The organism is Mesorhizobium sp. P2_B5, assembly GCF_056404775.1.
In genome coordinates, this window is sequence record NZ_JBFUDJ010000007.1 from 240530 (window position 1) to 259293 (window position 18764).

At 62.6% G+C, this 18764-nt stretch carries 15 protein-coding genes; 8 read left to right on the plus strand and 7 right to left on the minus strand.

All coding sequences use genetic code 11. From position 1 onward, the window contains the following. The first annotated feature begins 5 nt into the window (after positions 1-5). From AC1D1N_RS22825 to amaB, 6 genes are all read left to right on the plus strand, one after another. The gene (locus tag AC1D1N_RS22825; protein WP_477351188.1) at positions 6-2417 is read left to right on the plus strand and encodes a circularly permuted type 2 ATP-grasp protein; all 2412 of its coding nucleotides are present in this window, start codon (positions 6-8) and stop codon (positions 2415-2417) included. 1 nt (position 2418) lies between these two features. Further along, complete coding sequence (locus tag AC1D1N_RS22830; protein WP_477351190.1) at positions 2419-3303, plus strand: transglutaminase family protein; 885 nt, start codon at positions 2419-2421, stop codon at positions 3301-3303. Positions 3304-3361: 58 nt separating this feature from the next. Beyond that, positions 3362-4462, plus strand: coding sequence for a DNA topoisomerase IB (locus AC1D1N_RS22835; protein ID WP_436261175.1), 1101 nt, complete (start codon positions 3362-3364; stop codon positions 4460-4462). Positions 4463-4544: 82 nt separating this feature from the next. After that, entirely contained in the window at positions 4545-4919 is a 375-nt protein-coding gene (locus AC1D1N_RS22840) for a YciI family protein (RefSeq protein WP_436261174.1), read from the plus strand. Next, positions 4916-6190: an RNA polymerase sigma factor gene (locus AC1D1N_RS22845; protein WP_436261173.1), complete on the plus strand. Its 1275-nt coding sequence runs from the start codon at positions 4916-4918 to the stop codon at positions 6188-6190. Before AC1D1N_RS22840 ends, AC1D1N_RS22845 begins: the two co-directional genes overlap by 4 nt. Positions 6191-6366: 176 nt before the next feature. Beyond that, positions 6367-7881: an L-piperidine-6-carboxylate dehydrogenase gene (amaB, locus tag AC1D1N_RS22850; RefSeq protein WP_477351193.1), complete on the plus strand. Its 1515-nt coding sequence runs from the start codon at positions 6367-6369 to the stop codon at positions 7879-7881. Between the two features lie 176 nt (positions 7882-8057). Here amaB and AC1D1N_RS22855 read toward each other — a convergent pair whose 3' ends face one another. After that, on the minus strand, positions 8058-8924 hold the full coding sequence (locus AC1D1N_RS22855) for a hypothetical protein (RefSeq protein ID WP_477351195.1): 867 nt from the start codon (positions 8922-8924) through the stop codon (positions 8058-8060). Positions 8925-9466: 542 nt separating this feature from the next. Here AC1D1N_RS22855 and AC1D1N_RS22860 point away from each other — a divergent pair. After that, positions 9467-10213, plus strand: a complete 747-nt coding sequence (locus tag AC1D1N_RS22860; RefSeq protein WP_477351197.1) for a bestrophin-like domain — start codon at positions 9467-9469, stop codon at positions 10211-10213. Positions 10214-10291: 78 nt separating this feature from the next. Here the strand turns inward: AC1D1N_RS22860 and AC1D1N_RS22865 are convergent, their stop codons facing one another. Further along, complete coding sequence (locus tag AC1D1N_RS22865) at positions 10292-10804, minus strand: OmpA family protein (protein WP_112559373.1); 513 nt, start codon at positions 10802-10804, stop codon at positions 10292-10294. 9 nt (positions 10805-10813) lie between these two features. After that, positions 10814-11473, minus strand: a complete 660-nt coding sequence (locus tag AC1D1N_RS22870; RefSeq protein WP_477351199.1) for a L,D-transpeptidase — start codon at positions 11471-11473, stop codon at positions 10814-10816. A 327-nt stretch (positions 11474-11800) separates the two neighbouring features. Here AC1D1N_RS22870 and AC1D1N_RS22875 point away from each other — a divergent pair, with 327 nt between their 5' ends. Next, positions 11801-12808 (plus strand): AI-2E family transporter, encoded by a 1008-nt coding sequence (locus tag AC1D1N_RS22875; RefSeq protein ID WP_436261167.1) that lies wholly within the window; start codon positions 11801-11803, stop codon positions 12806-12808. Between the two features lie 245 nt (positions 12809-13053). Here the strand turns inward: AC1D1N_RS22875 and AC1D1N_RS22880 are convergent, their stop codons facing one another. The 4 genes from AC1D1N_RS22880 to AC1D1N_RS22895 form a co-directional block, all read right to left on the minus strand. Then, complete coding sequence (locus AC1D1N_RS22880; RefSeq protein ID WP_436261166.1) at positions 13054-15009, minus strand: CHASE2 domain-containing protein; 1956 nt, start codon at positions 15007-15009, stop codon at positions 13054-13056. Between the two features lie 15 nt (positions 15010-15024). Further along, positions 15025-15828 carry a FecR family protein gene (locus AC1D1N_RS22885; protein ID WP_477351202.1) on the minus strand — a complete coding sequence of 268 codons (804 nt, stop codon included), beginning with the start codon at positions 15826-15828 and terminating at the stop codon, positions 15025-15027. Between the two features lie 10 nt (positions 15829-15838). Further along, on the minus strand, positions 15839-17113 hold the full coding sequence (locus AC1D1N_RS22890; RefSeq protein ID WP_477351204.1) for a tetratricopeptide repeat protein: 1275 nt from the start codon (positions 17111-17113) through the stop codon (positions 15839-15841). 460 nt (positions 17114-17573) lie between these two features. Next, a complete protein-coding gene (locus tag AC1D1N_RS22895) occupies positions 17574-18761 on the minus strand; it encodes a magnesium transporter (RefSeq protein ID WP_477351206.1) in 1188 nt (395 codons plus the stop codon). Positions 18762-18764 lie beyond the last annotated feature (3 nt).

An 18764-nucleotide genomic window follows, 5' to 3' on the forward strand; every position in this document is an offset into this window, starting at 1 on the left:
CAGCAATGGCAAAGGGGAATCAGAAAAAGCTGCGCGGCAAGCCGCTGAGGCACAGTCTGCTGGAGCACTACCAGCCGATTGACGGTGTCGTCGACGAGATGGTCGATGCGTCGGGCAATCCGCGCCCGGTCTGGAAGAACTTCATCGAGGCGCTCGAAGAGCTTGGCCCGGAAAAGCTCGGCCAGCGCTTCGCCCGCGCCGACCAGTATCTGCGCGATGCCGGCGTCTATTACCGCGTCTACGACAAGGCCGGCGCCAATGAGCGGGAATGGCCGCTGGCGCACATCCCGCTGCTGATCGAAGACAAGGAATGGGCCGAGATCAGCGCCGGCCTCGTCCAGCGGGCCGATTTGTTCGAGGAGATAATCGCCGATATTTACGGGCCGAGCCGGCTGATCGAGAAGGGCATCCTGCCGGCGGGATTGATTGCCGCGAGCCCGGAATATTTGCGGCCGGTCGCCGGCACCAGGCCGGCCAGCGGCCATTTCCTGCATTTTTGCGCTTTCGAGCTCGGCCGCGGACCGGACGGAAGCTGGTGGGTGCTGGGCGACCGCACGCAGGCGCCGTCGGGCGCCGGCTTTGCGCTGGAAAACCGCGTCGCCACGACGCGCGCGCTGTCCGACATCTATGGCGAGATGCATGTGCATCGCTTGGCCGGCTTCTTCCGCCGCTTTCGCGATGCGCTGATCGGCATGGCCAAGGAGAATGACGGCCGCGTCGCCATCCTGACGCCGGGGCCGCTCAACGAGACCTATTACGAGCATGCCTATATCGCCCGCTATCTCGGCATCATGCTGCTCGAGGGCGAGGACCTGACCGTCTCCGGCGGCAAGCTGATGGTGCGCACGGTTTCCGGTCTGATGCCGATCAGCGTGCTATGGCGGCGGCTCGATGCCGCCTTCGCCGATCCGCTGGAACTCCGGCCGGACTCGCAGATCGGCACGCCGGGGCTGGTCGAGGCGATCCGCCGCGGTGCCGTTTCGACGGTCAATGCGTTGGGTTCGGGCCTGATGGAAACGCGGGCGCTGCTTGCCTTCCTGCCAAAAATTTCGCGCGCATTGCGCGGCGAAGAGCTTTTGTTGCCAAGCGTCGCCACCTGGTGGTGCGGGCAGGACAGCGAACGCCGGCATGTGATTGCCAATCTCGATCGCATGGTGGTCGGTCCGGCGCTGTCGACGCGGCTTGCCTTCGAGGACGATGATCAGACCAGGCTCGGTTCGGCGCTGACGCCCGAGGAACGTGCCGCGCTGATTGCGCGGATCGAGAGCGACGGCGGCGGTTTCGTTGGCCAGGAAGCGGTGACGCTGTCGACGACGCCGGTCTATGTCGGCGGCTGGCTGGAGCCGCGGCCGGCAAGCCTTCGCGTCTATCTTGCGCGCACACCCGAAGGCTGGACGGTGATGCCCGGCGGCTTCGCCCGCGTTGGCCTGTCGCTCGACCCGACCGCCATCGCCATGCAGCGTGGTGGCCAGGCGGCCGACGTCTGGGTGGTCAGCGAGAGGCCGGTCGAGCGCGAGACGCTGCTGCCGCAGGAGCATGACAGTTTTGCCCGCACCATGCCGGGCAGCCTGCCCAGCCGCGCGGCGGAAAACCTGACCTGGCTCGGCCGTTATATCGAGCGCTCGGAAGATACGGTGCGCATTCTGCGCGCCTATCATGTGCGGCTGGCCGAGACGTCCGATCCGGACATGCCGCTGCTCGCCGATGTCAGGGACTATCTCGAACCGTTCGGCATTGATCTCGAAGCGGCCATTCCGCCCGGATTGATCGGCACGCTCGACAGCGCCGTCTACAGCGCCGGGCAGATCAGAGACCGCTTTTCGCCCGACGGCTGGCTCGCGCTCAAGGATCTGTCGAAGACAATCCACCAGTTCGCAACGACGGTGGCGCCGGGCGATGATGCGACCCGGGCGATGACGGTGATGCTGCGCAAGCTCGCCGGCTTTTCCGGCCTGCTGCATGAGAACATGTACCGTTTCACCGGCTGGCGTTTCCTCGAAATCGGCCGGCGCATCGAGCGCGGCATCCAGATCGCCCGCACGCTTGCCCGTCTCACCCGCTCCGGCGCGCCGGACGGCTCGCTCGACATGATGCTGGAGATCGGCGACAGCGTCATGACCCATCGCCGGCAGTATCCGGTGCGGGCCGGGCGGCGCACGGTGGTCGACCTTTTGGCGCTCGATCCGCTCAACCCGCGCTCGATCCTGTTTCAGCTCGAGCGGCTGAAGGCCGAGATCGGCCTTTTGCCGTCGCTTGGTCCGGAGGGGCACATGTCGGTGGCGGCCAAGGAAATCCTGCAGCTCAACACGGCAATTGCCGTCATGGAGCCATCGGAGATGTCGGCGGAGGTGCTGGACGATCTCGCCACTGAGATCGGCAACCTCTACAACAGCCTCGCCAAAGCGTATTTCGGTTAACATGCTGTACGATATCAGGCTTCATCTCAGCTATGATTATGACGCTGCAGCCGGTGGCAGCCGGCATCAGGTGCGTGTCTTGCCGCAGACCATTGCTGGCGTGCAGCGTGTGGTCGCCGCCTCGCTGTCGTTTGTGCCGACCCCGTCCGAGCGGACGGATTTTGCCGATTTCTTCGGTAACAATGTTACCGCGATCGCCTTTCGCGATGTCCATGACGGGCTCGACATCAGGATGAGCGCACGCGTGTCGGTGTCGCGGCCGGAGCCTGGGCTCGATGTGTCGCCCGACTTGCAGCGCCTGAGGGAAGAACTCGGCGCGGTGCGGTCACTGGCGCCTGACGCACCGCATCACTTTCTCACGGCCAGCGATCATGCCGGCATCGATGCGGCGATCACCGCCTATGCACGCGGCATGGCCAGCGGCTCGACGGTCGGCACGGCCATCGATCTGTGCAACCGCATCCACCGCGACTTCACCTATGATGGTGAGGCGACCACGGTTCATACCAGGGCCAGCGACGCCTTCCGTTTGAAGCGCGGCGTGTGTCAGGATTTCTCCCACATCATGATCGCCGGCTTGCGCGGGTTGGGCATTCCCGCCGGCTATGTCAGCGGCTTCCTGCGCACCATTCCGCCGAAGGGCAAGCCGCGGCTCGAAGGCGCCGATGCCATGCATGCCTGGGTCAAGGTGTGGTGCGGGCGCGATGCAGGCTGGCAGGAATTCGACCCGACAAATGGCATGCGGGCGAGCAACGACCATATCACCGTCGGCTACGGCCGCGACTATTCCGACGTGGCGCCGATCGTCGGCGTGCTGAAGACCACCGGCGGTCAGGTCGGCGACCAGGCCGTCGACGTCATTCCGGTTGCGCTGGAAAAGGTCTGACGGCGGAACCAGTGGTTTGTCCGGCGCTTATCTACGAGAAAAATCTCGTGGAGCGGGCATGCTGGACAAATCCGGGGCGCCACCGGGCCGATCTGTTGCCGGACAGGGCGACGATGACACGCCGAGGAATGGCGCGCAGGCCTCTGCCGATCAGGCCGCGCTTACCTATGTCAGCGACAGCGAGCCGGGTATCCGCCGCCTGAAGGCGGGCGAGGGATTTTCGTACAAAAGCCCCAAGGGGCAGGCCGTCGGTGCGGCGGCAATCGCCCGCATCAAGGCGCTGGCCATCCCGCCGGCCTGGACGGATGTGTGGATCTCGCCCGATTCCGCCGGCCATATCCAGGCGACCGGCCGCGACCAGCGCGGGCGCAAGCAGTATCGCTACCATCCGCTGTGGGCCGCGGAACGTGACGGCGCCAAATATTCGAGCCTTGTCGCTTTTGCCGAAAGCCTGCCGGAGCTGCGCCGCCGCATCGATGCCGATCTGCGCCGCCACGGCCTGCCGGCCGAGCGCGTCGTGGCGGCAATCGTCTGGCTGCTCGACAACACGATGATCCGTGTCGGCAATGCAGCCTATGCCCGCGACAACAAGAGTTTCGGGCTGACCACGCTGCGCGACCGCCATGTCGATATCAAGGGATCGAGCCTGCGCTTTGCCTTCAAGGGCAAATCCGGCAAGGAATGGAAATTGAAGCTTGTCGACCGCCGCATCGCCCGGGTCGTGCGCGGCGCGCAGGATATTCCGGGACAAAAGCTGTTCCAGTATCTGGATGAGGACGGCGCCCGGCATCCGGTGCGCTCCGACGACGTCAACCGCTACATACGCGATGCTGTCGGAGAAGACTTCAGCTCCAAGCATTTCCGCACCTGGGGCGGCACCATCCACGCCGCGTCGCTGTTTGCGCAGACGGAGCTTCCCGAAAGCCAGGCCGGGGTGAAGCGGGTGATGAACACCGTCATCGACAAGGTCGCCGAGCGGTTGGGCAACACGCGCGCCGTCTGCCGCAAATGCTACATCCATCCGCAGGTCTTCGAATCCTGGGCGCAGGGGCGGCTGCTCAGCGAAATGACTGAAGCCAACAAACGCAAGCGATCCATAGATGGTCTCGATGACGAGGAGGCGCTGGTGCTGAGATGGCTGAAGGCAGACGAGGGCTGAAAGATTTGCCCTAACTTTTTTGTCGACGCCATGTCGGCATAGGCCCTACTGTTTCGTCCTTTGAGACAGAAAAGGACGTCCCATGCTCTACGCTATCCTCTGCTATGCCTCCGAAGATGTCGTCTCCTCCTGGAGCAAGGCACAGGATGACGAGGTGATGGCGAAACTGCTCGATGTGCAGCAGAAATATGCTGACGCCGGCCGGCTTGGCCCGGTGGCACGGCTTCTGCCCACCACCGCCGCAACAACGCTGCGCCAGGTCAAGGGCGAATCGGTGGTCATCGACGGGCCGTTTGCCGAGACCAAGGAACAGTTCCTCGGTTTCTACACGTTGGAATGCGCCGATCTCGATGAGGCCGTCGATTTCGCGCGCGAGCTTTCCGAGGTCAATCCGAGTGGTGGATCCTATGAGATCCGACCGGTTTCCGTCTTCGACCCAACCAGAGTTTTGAAATGACCGACCTTTCCTGGATCAGCTCCGCGATCTCAGCCGCCCGCCCGCAGGCGATGGGTGCGCTGCTGCGCTATTTCCGCGATCTCGATACGGCGGAGGAGGCATTCCAGGATGCGTGTCTCAGGGCACTCAAGAACTGGCCGCAGAACGGGCCGCCGCGCGATCCGGCGGCATGGCTGATCTTTGTCGGCCGCAACAGCGGCATCGATGCGGTGCGCAAGCGCGCCAAGCAGGCGCCGATGCCGGAAGAGGACCAGATCTCGGACCTTGAGGATGCCGAGAGCGATATCGCCGAGCGGCTGGACGGCGCGCATTACCGCGATGATATATTGCGGCTGCTGTTCATCTGCTGCCATCCGGACCTGCCGGCGACGCAGCAGATCGCGGTGGCGCTGCGCATCGTCTCCGGGCTCACCGTCAAGCAGATCTCGCGCGCCTTCCTGGTCGGCGAAAGCGCCATGGAGCAGCGCATCACCCGCGCCAAGGCGCGCATTGCCGATGCCGGCGTGCCGTTCGAAACGCCGGGCGCGGTCGAGCGGTCGGAGCGGCTCGCAGCCGTTGCGGCCATGGTCTACCTGATCTTCAACGAGGGCTATTCGACAAACAGCGGCGAGGCGCCGGCGCGCGCGCCGCTCTGCGAGGAGGCGATCCGCCTGGCGCGGCTGTTGCTCAGGCTGTTCCAGACCGAGCCTGAGATCATGGGGCTGACGGCGCTGCTGTTGCTGCAGCATGCGCGTGCACCGGCCCGTTTCGACGAGAACGGCGAGATCGTGCTGCTCGACGACCAGGACCGCTCGCTGTGGAGCCGGAAGATGATCGACGAAGGTCTGGCGCTGGTCGACAAGGCGCTGCGCCACCAAAAGCCCGGCCCCTATCAGGTGCAGGCGGCGATCGCGGCACTGCATGCGCGGGCGGCAACGCCCGAGGATACCGACTGGACCGAGATCGACCTGCTTTACAGCCTGCTGGAGCGGATGCAGCCATCGCCAGTGGTGACGCTGAACCGCGCAGTCGCGGTCGCCAAGGTGCGTGGCCCCGAAGCCGCCCTTGCCATGATCGAGCCGCTCGGCGAAAGGCTGTCCGGTTATTTCCACTTCTTTGGCCTCAAGGGCGGGTTGCTGATGCAGCTTGACCGTGGCGAGGAGGCGCGTGTTGCCTTTGACCGTGCGATTGCCTTGGCCAACACGGCGGCGGAAGCCGCCCATATCCGCATGCATATCGACCGGTTGATGAGAGACGGCGCCGTGAAGGCGCCGGCGAAGACAGCGCACTGAAGACTGCTGGCTCAATCGTGCAATCCTGGCTTGGACCATGCCGGGGTGGCGATTTTCCCCTGAAACGAGTAATGCCACGCCATGACAGCGCCCGACGTGCCTGCGGCACGCAGGCGACGTGGCGCGAAGGCTCGACCGCCGCCACCTGACGGCGAGCGGATCTGAAAGGGACAAAAATGGCGATAGCGAAGGAAACGGCTGAACTTCTGGCGAAACTGGGCGTGGCCAAGGACGCGCTTAGCGGCGGCGACCTCATCGTGCGCAGCCCGGTGACGGGCGAGCAGATCGCGGCGTTGAAGACGATTTCACCGGCCGAGGCTGCCAAGACCATCGATGCCGCACACACGGCGTTCCAGGCCTGGCGGATGGTGCCGGGTCCCCGGCGCGGGGAACTGGTGCGGTTGCTCGGCGAGGAATTGCGCGCGCACAAGACCGAGCTTGGCCGGCTGGTGTCGATCGAGGTCGGTAAGATCCCGTCTGAAGGTCTCGGCGAAGTGCAGGAGATGATCGACATCTGCGATTTCGCCGTCGGGCTTTCCCGCCAGCTTTACGGCCTGACCATCGCCACCGAACGTCCCGGCCATCGCATGATGGAGACGTGGCATCCGCTCGGCGTCGTCGGCGTCATCTCGGCCTTCAACTTCCCGGTCGCGGTGTGGTCGTGGAATGCAGCACTTGCGCTGGTCTGCGGCGATGCCGTGGTGTGGAAGCCGTCGGAAAAGACGCCGCTGACGGCGCTCGCCTGCGAGGCGATTTTTGCGCGCGCGGTCAAGCGCTTCGGCGCTGACGCGCCGCAGGGCCTGGCGTCGGTTCTGATCGGTGATCGCGCCGTCGGCGAGATCCTGGTCGATCATCCCAAGGTTCCTCTGGTTTCGGCCACCGGCTCGACGCGCATGGGCCGGGATGTCGGCCCGCGGCTGGCCAAGCGCTTTGCCCGCGCCGTGCTGGAACTCGGCGGCAACAATGCCGGCATCGTCTGCCCAACCGCCGATCTCGACATGGCGCTGCGCGCCATTGCCTTCGGCGCCATGGGCACCGCCGGCCAGCGCTGCACGACGCTGCGGCGTCTGTTCGTGCATGACAGCGTCTATGATGCGCTGCTGCCGCGGCTGAAGAAGGCCTATGAGAGCGTCTCGGTTGGCAACCCGCTGGAGACGTCCTCGCTGGTCGGGCCGCTGATCGACAAGGCGGCGTTCGACGCCATGCAGAAGGCGCTCAAGGAAGCCACCGCCCATGGCGGCAAGGTGACCGGCGGCACACGGGTCGAGAACGGCCACCCCGACGCCTACTACGTGCATCCGGCGCTGGTCGAAATGCCGAAGCAGGTTTCGCCGGTGACAGAAGAGACCTTCGCGCCGATCCTCTATGTGATGAAATATTCCGATTTCGACGCCGTGCTCGACGAGCATAATGCGGTCGGTGCCGGGCTGTCGTCGTCGATCTTCACCCGTGACCTACAGGAATCCGAGCGCTTCCTCGGCGTCGACGGTTCGGATTGCGGCATTGCCAACGTCAATATCGGCACATCGGGGGCCGAAATCGGCGGCGCCTTCGGCGGCGAGAAGGAAACCGGCGGCGGCCGCGAGAGCGGTTCGGACGCCTGGAAAGCCTATATGCGCCGCGCCACCAACACGGTGAACTATTCCAAGGCGCTGCCGCTGGCTCAGGGCGTGTCCTTCGACATCGATTGAGGCGCTGCGCCGGCTTTCCCTGACCAGTTGATCCCGATTCAGTCGGGATGGATCGCTATTGTTCAGCCTGGAGCTTGAGGGCCTGCGCGCTCATATTTTCCTGGTAGAAGCTGTTCGGCTGCCAGGTCTTGGCAACTGGTATGACTACCTGTCCGAAGAGTTGTGAGCGTGCGGGTTCAGCCAGCCTTTTGCATCGGGCGACAGGCCTCGAAAGCGTCATCAATGACCGCAAGCTTGGCGGCCTGGACGGTCATGTATTCCTGGTAGAAGCTGTTCGAGACCCACATTACCGAATGGCCGCGCCGGCCCATCCAGCCGACGCTGCCGAGCTTTTCGGCGTCACGCAACTTGCGCGCCAGATGGGTGCGCGAGAGTTTCAACCAACTGGCGAATTCGCCGACCGAAACCACGCTGGTCGGGATCTGGTCGAGACCGGCATTGTCAGGATCGATGCCGGACATCAACCAATCCATGACGATTCCGCCATTGTTGAGCCAGATGAACAGCGAGAAGGTCTGCTTGGGCTCTCGCACCGGGCCGGATGAGAGCAGGCCTTCCGCCACCAGCGGCTGCAGCCTGGCAATCATGCCGGGCTGCTCGAGAAACAAAGCGAGGCGGTTCCCGCCGTCCAGACTGTCGAGTGTGCGCAGATGCGCAAACACCCAGCCATCGAATTCCTTCAGCGCCGCTGTCGTCACCTGAAACGGGTGGGCGCGTCCATCACCGGTGTGCGGCAGGTATTCGATGATGTGATAATGCAGCATCTCCTTGATGAAGGCCTCGGCCGTGTTGCGGCTGGCGACGGAATAGCGGAGCACGGCATCGATGAAGCGGGCGAGGGTAAGTTCCGTGCGGGCATCGCGCGGGTCTCGGGCGAAATGCAGGGCAAGGCCGGTGTGAGCCAGCAGCCAGCGCTGTTGCGTGGCGAATACGGCGGCCAGGCGCGGGCTTGTTTCATAGATGTGCAGCAGCGCCTTCGACTGCGCCTGGACATAACGATGCAGCGCCGGATGGCCGGCAATATATTCGAAATTCAGCGCCATCCTCCTCGTCCCCCGGCCAGCCCCCCGGCAGCGAAGACGCAATCACATTTCCAGCCTTAGCCGCCCGTGTCCAGCCATGCCAACCCGGACAAAAGGCCTAGAGCTGTCAATCGTTCCACGGACACGTTGAAACCGCTCCATCTCTTTGATTTTGAGGCAATTGCGCTGGGAAAGCCCCACGCGCTTTTCCTGGGAAACCCGTTTCACACTTTTCGCGGAACTGCTCTGGTCCGTTCGCGTCCGGCGGATGGCGCGGCCAGCATAGTCAAGCACTATGCCAAGGCCAACGGCGGCGCCGCTTCCGGTCTTCTTCACCGGTTTCGCTGTGAACGGGGATGTGCAGGCGTTGATCGAGGATCCGCGCCTGGACCAGACAGCACTGTGCCGCAGCATGGAGTTTGTTGACACGATGGAACACAGTGGCATTGCCACGAGTGGAACGACGGCCTTACAAACGCCTGACGACGAATTCTCAGGATGGGGCAGGCGCTACCATGGGTGGCTGGTTGCATACTCTCCCACTCGCTTGGATGGCTCTCGTCGTGTTCGGGGCCACCTATATCGTCGCGTTCATCTTGCACCAAGGCATCGCCGTTCTTTCCGCGGGCTCCACGGCGCGGTCATTCAAGGCACTTTCGCCTGGCATGTTGCCGCCGCTCGGTATCATCTTTGGCCTATTTGTGGCGTTCACCGCGGCTCAGGTGTGGAGCGACAACGATCGCGCCAATGCGGCAGTCAATCGCGAGACCAGTGCGTTGCGGTCGGTCGTGGTTCTGGCGAGCAGCTTTCCCGGGGAGCCCGAGGCGCGCTTACGGATGCTGGTGCGCAGCTATATCGAGGAAACGACGAGCCAGGAGTGGCCGCTGATGGCCGAGGGCGCGGCGACCCTCACCATAATCCCGCCGGCGCTTAACGAGGCGCTGCGGACGACGCTGGCCTTGGCGCCAAGCAATCCCGGCCAGGAGATCGCGCAGCGCGAGATTACGAGGTGGCTCGAAGACGCCTTTGAGGCGCGTCGCCAACGGATTCTCGTCAGCTCGGCACAAGTCAACCCCAGGAAGTGGGCCTGCCTGATCCTGCAAGCCTTCTGTGCTCTTCTCGCGATCGCGGTCGTTCATAGTGATAACCGAATGGCATCGGCGATCGCTCTTGGAAGTTTTGCGACCGGCGTGGCGGCATCCGTTCTCTTGATTCTCGCCCACGATCGGCCCTTCACGGGAGAGATCGCAGTATCGCCGCAGCCGTTGCTGCAAGTTATGCCGGAAGCCAAAGCGGGCGGCGGCGGATGATACAGGCAGGAGTGCAGAGACAGATAAATTCCGTCGCGTTGTGAGACTCTGATTTGGTGACAAGCAAAACAGCAGCCCCTACGACTCGTCCCTCTCATCGCGCAGATTAGACACAACGCGGCGGTTCTGCGACCTGCAGGCGGCGTCGGGGCAGTCGCGGACGAGCCTGTCCTTGCCGTAGCCCTTGGCCCACATGCGGTTGCGGTCTATGCCGCCGGCGGCGAGGTAGTCCATCACCGCATCGGCGCGCTTCTGCGACAGCGCCGTTTCGCTTGCGCCGGGATCGTCGGCGAAACCCTGCAGCTTGAGCAGCCAGCGCGGATGCTTTGTTAACCAGGCGATCTGGGTGTCGAGGGTGGCCTTGGCGACAGAATCGAGCTCGGCCGAACCTTTCGTGAAATAGGTGCGGCGGCCGACATTGAGGATAAAATCCTCCTCGCTGCCCGGCTGCACGTTCTGGAAGCCGGCAATCTCGGCGTTGGTGACGTCGGGCGTGGACGGGGTCAGCGTGTTGCTGGTCGAGCAGGATGCGGCCACCACCAGTAGGCCGGCGGCGAGCAGCCGGCGCGTGTTTTCAATCATGCGGTTCATGATGCGCCATCATTCGACAGTGGTGGAAGCGGGCGCCTGGTCGGCGATGTGCGGCAGGACCTCCACCGCAGTGCCGATCGGGCACCGCTGGTAGAGGTCGATGATGTCTTCCGGGAACATGCGGATGCAGCCGCTGGAAGCGTCGGTGCCGATGCTCCATGGCTCCAGCGTGCCATGCAGGCGGTAGCCGATGTCGGCGCCGTCGCGGTACAGATAGAGCGCGCGTGGCCCGAGCGGATTGTTGGACGCGCCGCCTGCGATCATGGGCGGTAGCTCCGGCCTGCGCTTACGCATTTCGGGGGGCGGGACCCATTGCGGCCACAGCGCGCGGCGGTCGATCGTCGCCCGGCCGTACCATTTGAAACCTTCCTTGCCGACGCCGACGCCGTAGCGGATGGCGGTCTTGTTTTCCATGATGAGGTAGAGGAAGTGGTGGCGGGTATCGACCACGACGGTGCCGACCGGCTCGCTGCTGAAATACTTGACGATCTGGCGATGCCATTTCTTGTCGATCTTGGCGAAGTTGGTCTTGCGATAGACAAAATCGTTGTCGCTGGCGGTACCGGCGAAAAAGGATTTTGCCGCCGCGGCTTGAACAATATTGCCAGTTGCACCGACCGCGACCAGCGCCAGGCCACCGATCACGACACCCCTGCGTGATAAAACCATCGGCAATCCCCCATGCCTTAAGCCTGGCTGACCATAGTTGAGAATTATTTCGCCTCAAAGTGGAAAATGCTGCGTGGCTTCAGTCCGCCGACAGCGGAACGTCCGCTTTCGGGATGATGGGGCTAGAAAGCCGACCTTTTTCATCCAGGGTAATGCCGACCGCTTTGCGCCAGAAGCTGGGCTCCGTGATTTCATATCCAAATATCGCGTTTCAGATCGCACTCGGACAGCTTCACACACGTATTGGGCGCGCTTGTTCGCTTGCGATTCACCGGGTATCAACTTAACTGGAACCGAAGAGGACTTGGCTGCCTCTGCAGGTGAAAAGTGCTGACTTTCCCAGGGTTCTATCTCGCGTCGTGCCTGCTCGCGCTTGTTGCGCTCGTCGCCGTTCTTGAGCTCGGCCTGCTTCCGGCACTGCTTTCGGGCCTTCTCGTGTTCAACCTCGTTCATTTCGCCGCACCGATGCTCCATCGAATCGGGGTCTCCAGCAGCCTGACGAAAAGCCTTGCGCTGACCTTGGTGGCATTGATTTTCATGCTCCTGATCGCCGCTGCTATCTTTAGCGGCGTGTCGCAACTGACTGGCGGTTCGGAGAACGTCGTGACGCTCCTCAAGAAGATGGCCGAGATCATCGATACCGCGCGCGTCCATCTCCCAACCTGGGCGATGGACTATTTTCCGTCGAACATCGAGGAACTGGAAGTCTTCGCTGCCCGATGGCTCCGCGAACATGCCGGCCAGCTTCAACTCGTCGGTCGGGATTTGGGCGTCCTGGTGGTCCACATTATCGTCGGCATGGTGATCGGCGGCTTGATCGCGGTAAGCTCGGCGGCGCCATCGGGCGAGCCCGGCCCATTGGCGGACGCGCTGGCGGATCGCGTCAACTTACTGAGCAAGGCCTTTCGCAACATCGTGTTCTCGCAAATCCGGATTTCTGCGTTGAATACGTTTCTAACTTCGATCTATCTCGTCGCTGTTCTGCCGTCCTTGGGCATCGATCTGCCATTCATCAGGACGATGATAGCGCTGACTTTCGTCGCCGGCCTTCTGCCGGTCATCGGCAATCTGATCTCCAACACGGTGATCGTGGTTGTCAGCCTCAGCATCTCCTTCCTTGCAGCGCTAGGCTCGCTTGCCTTTCTCATCGTCATTCACAAGCTCGAATACTTCGTAAATGCCAAGATTATCGGCTCGCGGATCAATGCGCGTGCCTGGGAGCTTCTTCTGGCGATGGTTTTCATGGAGGCCTGGTTCGGTATGCCGGGTCTTGTCGCCGCGCCGATCTATTATGCCTATCTGAAGGCTGAACTGACGATGCGCGGGCTGATCTAGAGTTAGAGCACCTGGCAATTTGACGACGCAAGCATGCCGTGCGCGATGACAGACCCACGATTGCCGTTCCATAGATGATGTTCTGCGGCTTCAGCAACCGGCTAAGCTCCAGAACGGCCAATCGGATGCAACTTCGCACATGACGGCAATGGGCCGAGAGCGGACCGGCAGGTTTCGGGATCGAAAGTTGGCTAACAGGACAGTGATGGCGGCGAACCAACCGCTCAGCAGGGGCGCCAGATTGGTTACCACGTTGGCTCTCTCCTTCGTGGCTCAGCAGCTTGCATCTCCGGAACGGTGAACACCGGTACCTCGCCCTTGAAACCCTGGAGCTCAAAGGCGCCCGCCTGGACAACCGGCATCGATGCTCCTGCCGCAAAGCCGGGTCCAAGCACCAAGGGGATGCCCAGCTTCTTGGTCGTCGATTCGAGCCGTGCCGCGCGATTCACCGGTGAGCCGATCGCGGTGTAATCGAAGCGTCGTTCGGACCCGAAATTGCCTACCGAGCAGATGCCGGTCTCGATGGCGACGCCAATTTCGATGGAGCGATGGCCATCGGCCGTGAAGGCGGCGTCTTCGAGCTTCACCCGCTCGATCAGCGCAAGGCCCGCCTCGAGCGCACGCTCGCGATGATCGGGTTGATCAAGCGGTGCGTTCCAGAAGGCCAGCACCGCATCGCCCATGAACTTGTCGATGGTGCCGTCGCGCTTGAGGATCTCATCGGTCGCAATGCCGAGGAAATGGTTGACCACCTTGGCGATTTCTTGGGTGTCGAGCTGTTCGCTCATCGTCGTGAAGCCGCGTATGTCGCTGAGCAGGATTGTGATTTCGCGCTTCTCGCCGGACAGGATTGCCTCGGTGTCCGAGCTTGCGAGGCGCTGCACCACGGAGGGCGAAAGATATTGGGAGAACTGTCGCGTCAGGGTGGACCGGCGCTGCTCGCTGCGCCTGTACAGAACATAGCCTTCGAAGCCCGCAACCATGATCGTTGCAAGCGCCGGCTGCAGCGGGTCATAGAGTGCGCCTTGCAGGCTGTACTCGAGAGCGCCGAACACGAACGGGGTGACGGCCAGCAGCGCAAGGGCGAGGGCGCCAACCACGACACGCCCGGCGAGCACTCCTGAAAGCCCGATGAAAACGACGGCGCTCAGGAGAAACCAGAGCCGTTCGAGCATTCTCGCGTGCGTTGGCTCTGCCAGGTAGCGTCCGGCAATCATCTGGGCGATCGCATCGGCGTGGAGGTCCGCGCCTGGTCGCGCTGGATGTGTCGGCGTGGGCAGGTACTGCGTCAGTCCCACAGCCGACAGGTCGACAATGGCGATAGCGTCCCGCAGCCGCGGATCGCCATGGCCCGAAAGGATGGTGCTGGCAGATAGGCGGGGCGTATCGGTGGCGGTTTCCCAGAGGCGGATACCCCCCTCCGGCTCGAGCGGCACAATGGCCCCGGCCATCCTGAGTGCGTCGAACCCGGCTGCATTCATCCGGGTTATGTAACCGTCCTGTCCGGTGTAAAGGCGCAGGAGCTCGAGCGAGAAGGACGGCCACAGCTGCACGCCTTGAGCGGTGTTGCGAAGCCAAAGCAGCGGCACATGGCGCAGTACGCCGTCGGGATCGGGCAAGGTGCGGATCACGCCGAGGCCCACGGCGGCGTTCGAGAACTCGGCAAGCGAGCCGGTCAACCCGGTGAAGCCGGGAAGTGTATCCGGGACCTGCCCGACGATCGACCAGCCGGCTTTGGGCTCTGCTTCCGAAACCGTCGCCTCATTGCCCAGGCTGACGGCAAGCGCCGTCCGATTTTTGGCCAGCGCCGCGGCCAGGCGCTTGTCTCCGGCGATGCCCTCAGGCGAGGTGTCGGCTTCGGGGAGTACCAGCGCAAGCCCGACCACCGACGCGCCGGATTGGGTGATGCCATCGACCAGATCGGCCAAGAGGCCACGGTTCCAGGGCCATCGCCCATGTGCGTTGAGGCTGGCGTCGTCTATCGAGACGATCACGACAGGATTGCTCGTCGCCTGGCGTGGGGCGAGAAACTGGTAGAAGTCGTACGTGCGTTCGCGCAGGCGCGACAGCGGCCCGTCGAAAGCCAAATGGCAAGCGAGCAGCAAAAGAATGAGCACAAGACCGGATATCTTGCGCCTCGCGGTCCAGTGCCAATCAGCCCAACGTCGATCAGCCCAGCGCCAATCAGCAAAGGGGCTCATACCGGGCGCCCGGGCTTAATTGCAGAAGCGGGAGCAGCCATCGCCCTCGCCATCGCCCCTCCGCCCCCCGCTGCCCACAGGTGGCGTTGGACTGTCAGGGAATTCCATGACCACTCCTGGCAATGCGCCGTCCGTGGAGTCGCAGACTTTGAGCGAGCCGCCGAGTGCCGACGCACAAATTGCGCTTACGTCCAATCCAGGACCCGGTGCGCCTGGCAGGCCGGTGCCGGCTATCCGGTCGATACTGTCCAATATCGGGAAGGTGTCGATTCCACCGTAGCCGGCCAGCAGCTTGCCATCTTCCGATGTGCAGGCGTAGCCCGGGTTTGTGATAACTATCCGTTTGCCATTGATCGTGCAGGTCATACGGCCGGCGCGCAGTATGCCGACGGTCTGGCCGGCTGCCACCAGAACTTCGATGATGCCGCCCCTCGCCCCGAGCACCATATGCGGCGTCGCAACCTGCATGACGCCCCGTTTCGAAACCTGGCCGCCATAAAAACGGGCCAGGCCGTTGTTCATGCCGATGTCGATCTTTCCCGATCCGGAGCCCGGATTATAGACGAATTCATCGATCGTCAGGCTGGTGTTCGGACCTATCTTGGCGCTCGATTCATCCCGGAACACCAGCATTCCAAGACCAGTGGGATCGCTGCGCAGCTGGTCGCCGAGCTCGACGCCGGCACCAACGTTCATTGTCCCACCGTTATTGCGAACGATGTTGGTCTGATAGGCTGTCATCGATCCGACCGTCTCAGCGGCGGAGGGTGCCGCGAAGGCAAGGCAGGCGACAAGAGTGGCGATCAGACGGTAGCCCATCGCGGCCCTTTCAATTGAGCGTCAACGTATAGCTCATGAGCATTTCGAACGATTTTCGGTCGCGGTCAGGGACGGCGAAGTTGGTCTCTCGGTAGGCGAGATCAACGCTGATCTTCTGGGCTTCCGTCATCTGAAAATCGCTTTCCGAGGCAATGCGCCAGAAGTCGCTCTTGATATTTGTGCCGATGCCGACAGACAAATCGGGAGTGTCGCTGTGGCCGGCCGAGAAGGCGATCTGGTGCGACCATGCGAAAAGATCCGGTACGGTCATCAACAGGCCGCCATAGCGGACCTCGCCCGTGTAGCTGCGGCCGATTTCGCCAGATCCTGAAGCGAAGTCATTCGAGCCGACAAAGCGCAGTCCGAGCGCCTGGCCATTACGGAAGCGGTAGCTGCCGCCTGCCTCATAGAAGACCCTGCTATCGGCGAGAATGCCTTGCGAGGCGCTTAGATCGATGTAGCCGCCACCGGCGAAGAGGGTCGTCTCGACCGTCGGGCGAACGAGGAATCGTCCACTGACGCCGACGCCGGTTTCGTGGATATCGCTGTCGAAACGATCGGTAACGGTAAACGCGGAAAGCAGCAGGCGAAGCGAATCGATCCCACTGTTGGGCAGCCCCTTGTCCCAGGTAATCGCTGCGTTGCCGTGGACAAAAGTCTTGTCGCTACCCGGAACTGACAGGTCTTCCGTGAAAAAACGCTCGGTCGCCGTCAACGAGCCCGAAAGAACGAGGGCGTCAGCACTTGGCGTGCCGAGGTCCCACCGAACAAAGCCGTCGGCCCGCCCATAGGGCGAGACGAAGCTGTCGTCGTCCTGCGCCCCGCCTGGCTCAAAATCGGTGAATGCGCTGAATACGCCTCCAGTCAGGGCGAGTTCCCAGGTGACGCCACGCAACGCGCGCTCGATGCGGGCCAGCAAGCGAACAGCTTCCTGCTGCTCACTTGTGGTCAGACCGCCGACTTCGATGCCGTACTGCACCTGCCGCCGGGCCAATTCATAGGATCCGACATGATAATACAACCGGCTGGCCGCAAGCCGAGCGCGCGCATCGCGGGGGTATTTGATCAGATACTGCTCGATTGAGGAGATCGCCTGATCGTATTGCCCCGCGTTGACCGCAACCGTGACGAATTGGGCGAGGGTTCCATTGTCGGCCGGATTGGCGATGCGGGCCGAAAATGCATCGTCATAGACCGTAAAAAGACCTTGTGCGCCGGCCGGCAATACGCCGCTAAAAAGCAGCGCCGCGGCGAAGCCGAAGATCGTTCGAGCCGAAGATAGCATGCCGAGGACCCACCCGAACCCGACTAGTGCGAAGGATTTAGCACGACTACAAGAAAAAAGGCGACGGAACTGTCACCAGACCGTGCGAGCTTCAGCAGCTGTTGCAGCTGCGCAACAAATTTTCGGGTTCATTCCTATTTCGGCTACGCCGTTTGCCAAAACATCTTGTCAGCGTTGCTGAGCGTAATTGGAGTATCCGGCACTAGTGGCAAATAATTCAAACCCCTAAGTGGGACAAGATCTATGTTGTTGCGCGATTCTGCGCGTACCCGGTCACCGAAAGAGGCTTCAAGGTCACTCACGAATTATCCAAAGGTCTTCCGTCGCGTTGCGCAAAGGTCGAAATGCTGAGGTGGTCCTCACGATGTGTGCGCGAGCCGGGCTCTCGCAATTTCTCCGAAGGCGACGAGGTCAGCTTGTTGCCCCCAATTCCCAGGGACGCGTCCCTGGACGCGCCTTGCTACAGCACGAGCATCGTGGCCAGCCACAGCATCAGGCCCATGCCTACAATATCAGTCAAGGTGGTGAGGAAGATCGCCGAAGCCACCGCCGGATCGGCGCCGACCCGGCGCAGGCCCAACGGGATCAGCACCCCAGAGATTCCAGACAAGAAGCACGCTCCGGACATGGCAAGCAGGATCACAAGTGCCAGCATGGGCGCTTGGGCCGCCGACTCCGGCTGCCTCGAGGCGTAGAACCACATCGCCGCAGCCGCAAGAAGGCCGACGAGCAAGCCGTTAGCGATCCCGAGCGCGCCCTCTCTCATCACCAAGTGCAGCTTCGGTCGTTTGTCCACATCCCCCAGGGCAAGGCCACGCAGCGTCATGGCCAGTGCCTGGCAGCCGGTGTTTCCGCTCTGCCCGGCCAAGACCGGGAGGAACGCCGCCAGGGCGACGATCTTCTCGATCGTGCCGGTGAACGAACTGACCACGAATGCGGCCAGGAAGGCCGTCAGGAGGTTCAACTGCAGCCACGGATGACGCTTCAAGAAGGCTGAAAACAAGGGCGTAAAAGAGCGCTCCTCCTTCTGGACACCTACCATCTGGCCAGACTGGGCGGAAATCTCAATGATTTGCTGCTCGAACAAGCGCCAACCGCGAACCTGCCCGAGCAGCCGGTTCTCGGCGTCCACCAACGGGTAGACAGGGTAGTGACGCCGTACCGCTGCCTCGCATGCGTTGCTCAAAGGGAGATCGACATTGAGAGCGAACGGCTTGGGCAGCATGATCTGATCGACAATCGCGTTCGGTTCGCTCAGCATCAGATCGCGCAGGACCACCAGGCCAACCAGTTTATTGCCCTCGTCCGTGACGTAGAGATAAGTGAGTTCGGTCGGCACCTGGGCGCGTCTGACAGCTTCAACCGCGGCAGCAACGGTCGTCCCGACAGGAACGCTGGCGGAAATCGGGTCCATCAGCTCGATGAGCGACTCGGGCATCGCGATATCCTCGCCACCGCCATGAGATCCGATGGGCCGCATATGCAGTGGCAAATGCTCGGCCACCTTACGGGCGTGCCCGTCCGGTAACAGCTTCAGTGTGTCGCGGATGAACTCGGGAGACTCTCTGGCGAGCAATTCAGCTGCGTCATCAGGTGCTCGGGCACGTAGCGTGCGCACCAACTTCTGAACGCCGGTCTCTTCTTTCATTTG